Below are 5,463 nucleotides of genomic sequence, written 5' to 3' on the forward strand. Positions count from 1 at the left end.
ACCTTGCCGACGGCCATGATCGGAACGGCCACGAGGTGGCGAAAGCCCGGCAGGCCCGCTTCGATATACACGCCCTCGATGTGGTCGCCGTCGATCACCATTGCCGCGACCATTCCAACGTGATGATCGTCAGAACTCATCACTGCGCTCTCGTGGCGGATCTCACAGTCGCCCTTGGGGATCCGGTCGTAGCTCACCGTCGTGTGGTCTGGCCAAACAGGCCCAGAACCGACGCCCTTCATGTCGAATCCGTAGCTCCCGTAGGGGATCACGATGTGTTCGATACCGACGTCCCAGTTGTCACCCAGGTCAATGGGCTGATCGATCGGCACAAAGTCGGACTCAGCAACACACTGCAGCGAACGCAGTTGAGTCTCGTCGAGTTGGACCGTCAACTGGTCGTCGCCCACCTCGATCAGGCTCATCGGGACAAGCCGCGCCTGATAGTGCCGATGGTGCGGCTCCACGACGATGTGACTCACTGTGTTTGTCGCCGGATGCACCACGATGTCGGCGAGTTCGCCGAACGGACCATCGGAGGTGTGAACGGGCTGGCCGAGTGTGATCTTCATGAGATCATCCTGCCTCTGGGCTCCGCTCGAGCGCAAGACGCACCAGCGCAAACGAAATGACGTGTTTGTGTCACTCGCCAGGGCTGGCCAGCGGTGGGGTCAGCGGAGTGGCGAGATGGACGAGCGCATCGCCAGCCTCGACGAGAGGATGGACCGCGAGTCCAATCACCATGCCAGCAACGGGTGCACGCACGCGCCGCTGGGACCCACCGAACGTGTCGCCGACATCGCCGAGTTCCTGGCCAGCGACCACCACGTTGCCGAGTTCGATCGTGGGAACGAAAACCCCGCTGTCATCGGCACGAACCCACCCGGCATCAGTGCCGACGAAGTGTTCGTCGTTTCGGTCGGACGTGGCTGGGTGTTCGACCAACCCCAGGTGGCCGAGCACTCGCAAGCAGCCGTCGAGACCGACGGCTACGCCATGCTGGTCGAATCGCTCGGCCTCGCCGGCTTCATAAATCAAGTACAAGATTCCGGCGTCCACGCAGTGTTTGCGAAGCGAACCCACAATCGTGTCGCTACCCACCGTCACTCGGGCGTCAAAGATTCCGGCCAATTCCATGAATGCTGGGTCAGTGAGGTCACCGCGCACCTGGGCGACGTTCGATCTGCCCCCGGAACCGGTGTGGAGGTCGATACCCGCCGAGCAGCGGCTCACGATCTCGGTGCTGAAGACGTGGGCGAGACGGGCCGCAAGCGAACCCGTCGGCGTTCCGGGAAAGCTGCGGTTGAGGTCTCGCCGCTCCGGCAGATAGCGCGACTCACGATTGAACCCGTAGACGTCGACTACCGGCACGGCGAGCAGCATCCCAGCCATTGCTGCCGGGTCCAGCCGCCCGAGCAGTTGCCGGATAATCTCGGTACCGATGATCTCGTCGCCGTGAATGGCTGCGCTGATCCAGACCGTTGGGCCAGGTCGGGCGCCGGTCACCACCATCACGGGGAGCGAAACTCCTGAACCACTCGGCAGCGACGGCAGCGGCAGGTAGAACTGTTCGGCAGTTCCGAACAAAGGCCTTGCGACAACCTCGTCGAGTGTGTCGATATGGCGCCGCTGCACAACTGGGATCAGCGGCGCTTCGCTCGGGGTTTCGCACAGCGCCATCGATCCATCGTGCGCTCAAGACGACGAACCAGGCACGACACATCCGGTCAAGCACCGGTGACACAGATACGTCATCCGACGGCACCGCTGCGCCATACGATCACCGACGTGGGCGAGGTACCGACCAACGAGATCGAGCACGAGCGCGATCTGTTCCGCACATTCAACCGCGGCCAATCGAGCGTCCTCAAGCTCCTCGCGGCCCACCGGCCTACAGCAGAAATCATGCAGGCGATCTGCATCCACGCGGAGGAGTCGATGGTTGGGGCACGAGCAGTTGCGATCCGCATCCTGTCCGACGACGGCCTGGAATTCGCCTCGACCTCCGCCATCCCCGATGACCTCCAAGCAACAGTCGCCTCCCGCGTCCATGCCGACGCCAGTGCAGCACGCAACGGCGCCGAGCCCTCCCGCTTCGAGTTTGCCGACCCGTCGAACGAAATGTGCGACGTGTGGGGAATCGTCTTACAAGGCCTGGGCGGTCATCCACTCGGCGCAATGTGCATCAGCCGTGACTGGCCCACGCACCAGATCGAGCGAGCCAAGACCACCTTCCATTCGGTGGCACGGCTGTTGCAACTCGCAATCGAGCAACAGCGTGCTGCCCAGGAATCTTCGGCGACCTTCGCTGCCGAACGCGAACGGATCGCAAACGAATTGCACGATGATCCGATCCAGGCGATCACGGTGCTCAGCCTGATGCTGCAGCGCCTACAACGCGACGCTCCACCCGAGCTCCACGATCAACTCGGCGCCGCCCGACTCAAGGCCGACCACGCAATCAACCGCTTGCGGCGCATGCTTTTCGAGCTGCACCCAGTTGTCCTCGAAGACGAAGGACTTGCAATCGCCACAGAGGTGTACCTCGAAGAAACGATGGAGCCCCTTGGAGTGAAATGGTCACTCGACGATCAGCTCGATGCCGAACCCGATGGACCGACTCGCGTTTTGTCATTCCGGTTGATCCACGAGGCGCTCTCGAACGTCGCTGCACACGCAGACGCCACAAAGGTGTCGGTCTCGCTCTCGAGTATCGACGGCGGAATCAGCGCCGTCATCGTTGACGACGGCGACGGTTTTGAGCCGGCATCAATACCTCAACCCCGACCTGGCCACCTTGGGATTTCGAACGTCCGGTACCTCGCGCAGCGCGTCGGAGGTCGTTTTGACATCGAGAGCGCTCCTGGATTCGGCTGCGCAGTCCGTATCTGGATACCGCTCGATCGCCAAGTGCCGACGGTGGTCAGTTCATAACCCCTGAGGAAGAACCGTCAAGGCCAACAAGAACCCGATGCACGGTCGGTGATCCGCCTGGACTTCAGGAGGGTTCTGAGACTTCTTGCGTGAGAGGCGCTGCGACTTCGTTCGCTCCGGCCGCTGCGACTTCTTTTACGAGGGGCGCCGGTTCAGGATGTTGGCGCGTCGCGTCGGCCAGCCCGTCCTTGAACTCCTTCTGGGCGCGGCCCAGGTTGCGGGCAAGCTTGGGAAGCTGCGCGCCGCCGAAGAGCACCAACACCAACACCAACAACACCATTCCTTCTGGACCACCAAGCATCACATTCTCCTTCGGTTGAGTCGGGGGCGCCTATGACGCAGCCGACGTTGTTTCATACGAGATTGCATCGAGATCACTGAGCAGTTCTTGCGTTCCGGTCAGCGATGTCGTCAGGATCTCCTTGGCGATCGCCAACAGATCAAGAATTTGTGGGTCTGCGATCGCGTAGATGACCGACGATCCGTCACGGTCGGACTCGACGACTCCGGCGCGACGCAGGACGGACAACTGCTGCGACAGGTGCGACGACTCGATGCCGACGTCGGGCTGCAAAGCAGACACCGAACGGGGGCCATCAGACAGCAGCTCAAGAATCCGGATCCGAGCCGGGTGACCAAGCGTCTTGAAGAGCTGCGCTTTCACCTCGTAGATCGGACCTCCTGGCATAGTATGACGATATCACGGTTTTGTCAGATGATCATCTCGCCAAATGAGGATAATTTCAGGCGAGCGACCTTCCATTGTTCAGGGGAGGTCGAGGTCCAGATCCAGGCGCGGCTTCCAGAATGGACGGAAGAGTTCGATCTTCGGGCAGCGGTCCATCACGACCTGCAACCCCGCAGCTTCGGCCAATGCAGCGGCGCGGTCGTCGTAGACGTCGATCTGTGCCCACAGCACCTTGGCCCCGATCGCAATGGCCTGCTCTGAGATTCCGTAGAGCTCCTCCTTTGGCCGGAAGACGTCGACCATGTCGACGGGCCGATCGATCTCTTCGAGTGAGCGCCACACTTTGATGCCCCGAATCTCCGTCACCGCTGGGTTCGGGTTGACTGGCAAGATGTCGTAGCCGATCTCAGCCAACTGCCGCAGCACGCCATAGCTGAACTTGGTCTTGTCCGCACTTGCCCCGACCATGGCAATGGTTTTGACGGAGCGGAGGATCTCCGCCAAATACTCAGGCGCATATGCGTAGCGATGGTCGGTTTTGGCTTCGGGCATTACGCCTCCTTTGCCGTTGCGATGTCCGCCTTGAGCTCGTGCGGCTCCAGCGGATCAAGAAACGGGTTGCGGTACAGGGCGTCATGACTGTCGACGCCAACTTCGAGTGCGCAGTCCGACAGCGGTCGAGCAACGCAGAGCACGACGTAACCGTTGTTGATCTGGCGATTATTCAAGGCCACCTGTTCTGACTGATCCACCTGGCCCGACGTCAGTTTGGCGGCACACGTGATACAGCCTCCATAGCGGCAGCCGTACGGCAGATCGACGCCAAGCTCCTCCAAGGTGTCGAGGAGCGACCGATCCTCGTCGACCATGTAGGTGCCGCCGCCCTGATTGGTGATCGTGATCGTACGACGTCCCATCAGAGCCAAATGTCGCTGGTGCAGTCGCCACCCGGGTAGCGCGTTTCGTGGGCGCGGCTCGGTCCGTTGGGTTCCTGGCCGAAGTCGACCATGAAGTCTTTGTTGATCTTCATGCCGCCGTTCACAGGGTCGCAATCGATCATCATCATCTGCCCGCCCTGGGTGCGGATCTCCGGGTAGAACTGGTTGTCCCACGTCGAGAACAACGACGTGGTCACGTACATGCGCGTGCCGTCGAGCGAGAGCTGGAACATCTGCGGGCCACCAGCGATTTTGACGCCGTTGACCTCGGGCGCTTTGCCCAGCAGACCGCCCATCCACACCTGCCCTGTCAGCTTTGGGTTGTGTGGGTCGGTGATGTCGTACTGGCGCATGTCGCCGTGCAGCCAGTTGTTGATGTAGACGTACTTGTCGTCCATTGAAACCAGCAGCGCTGACATCACACCAGGGAGCGGGATGGGCCAGTCGGGGTGGAGCTGGTTCTCGACGTCGACGATCTTCTCCCACTGCCAGACTCCGTCGTCGCCCTTCCAGAAATGGATGACGTTCGAACTCAATGCCGCGCAGCAGAAGCCATGGGTGCTGTCGGGATCGTGGTGGAACTTGACCTCGAGGGGCAGCAGGCCGTCCTCGCCGAGATACATGGTCTGCACCGGCTCGCGTTTGTCGAAATCCCAGACATGGAGACGGCGCCCATACTTGAGATGCCCCACCTCTTCGAGGTCGAAGCCCGGCATGAACGTGTTCGGTGCGGCCCACTCAGAGCTGATCATCACGTTGTGTCGCGGCTGGTACCAGAAGTCGTATCCGAACGGGATGTCGCCCATGGAGTTCTCCCACCGGCCAACGATCTCAAAGTCCTTGTTGACGTGCAGGTAGCCGCCGGGTGCCTCGCCCTTGGCATTTCCGAGGAAGGAGATGATG

At 61.2% G+C, this 5,463-nt stretch carries 8 protein-coding genes; 1 reads left to right on the top strand and 7 read right to left on the bottom strand.

Going from position 1 to position 5,463, the window contains the following annotated elements; genetic code table 11:
* Window positions 1-572 (bottom strand): hypothetical protein (locus ACH2EI_RS20290; protein WP_395153923.1); only part of this gene is annotated, 572 nt, incomplete at its 3' end.
* A gap of 70 nt (window positions 573-642) precedes the next feature.
* Window positions 643-1,680: a succinylglutamate desuccinylase/aspartoacylase family protein gene (locus ACH2EI_RS20295; protein WP_395161381.1), complete on the bottom strand. Its 1,038-nt coding sequence runs from the start codon at window positions 1,678-1,680 to the stop codon at window positions 643-645.
* Between the two features lie 108 nt (window positions 1,681-1,788).
* On the opposite strand from ACH2EI_RS20295, the gene ACH2EI_RS20300 reads away from it, so the two are divergent.
* Window positions 1,789-2,934 (top strand): sensor histidine kinase, encoded by a 1,146-nt coding sequence (locus ACH2EI_RS20300; RefSeq protein WP_395161383.1) that lies wholly within the window; start codon window positions 1,789-1,791, stop codon window positions 2,932-2,934.
* Between the two features lie 64 nt (window positions 2,935-2,998).
* On the opposite strand, the gene ACH2EI_RS20305 is transcribed toward ACH2EI_RS20300, so the two are convergent.
* From ACH2EI_RS20305 to ACH2EI_RS20325, 5 genes are all read right to left on the bottom strand, one after another.
* Entirely contained in the window at window positions 2,999-3,235 is a 237-nt protein-coding gene (locus ACH2EI_RS20305) for a twin-arginine translocase TatA/TatE family subunit (protein WP_395153534.1), read from the bottom strand.
* Between the two features lie 30 nt (window positions 3,236-3,265).
* Window positions 3,266-3,622, bottom strand: coding sequence for an ArsR/SmtB family transcription factor (locus ACH2EI_RS20310; protein ID WP_395161385.1), 357 nt, complete (start codon window positions 3,620-3,622; stop codon window positions 3,266-3,268).
* Between the two features lie 78 nt (window positions 3,623-3,700).
* Window positions 3,701-4,174, bottom strand: coding sequence for a CoA-binding protein (locus ACH2EI_RS20315; RefSeq protein ID WP_395153536.1), 474 nt, complete (start codon window positions 4,172-4,174; stop codon window positions 3,701-3,703).
* On the bottom strand, window positions 4,174-4,539 hold the full coding sequence (locus ACH2EI_RS20320; protein ID WP_395161387.1) for a 2Fe-2S iron-sulfur cluster-binding protein: 366 nt from the start codon (window positions 4,537-4,539) through the stop codon (window positions 4,174-4,176). The genes ACH2EI_RS20315 and ACH2EI_RS20320 overlap by 1 nt, the downstream gene beginning before the upstream one ends.
* A partial coding sequence (locus tag ACH2EI_RS20325) for a selenium-binding protein SBP56-related protein (RefSeq protein ID WP_395161389.1) occupies window positions 4,539-5,463 on the bottom strand: 925 nt, incomplete at its 5' end. The genes ACH2EI_RS20325 and ACH2EI_RS20320, both read right to left, overlap by 1 nt.

It is taken from the genome of Ilumatobacter sp., from assembly GCF_041688325.1.
Lineage (GTDB): Bacteria > Actinomycetota > Acidimicrobiia > Acidimicrobiales > Ilumatobacteraceae > Ilumatobacter_A.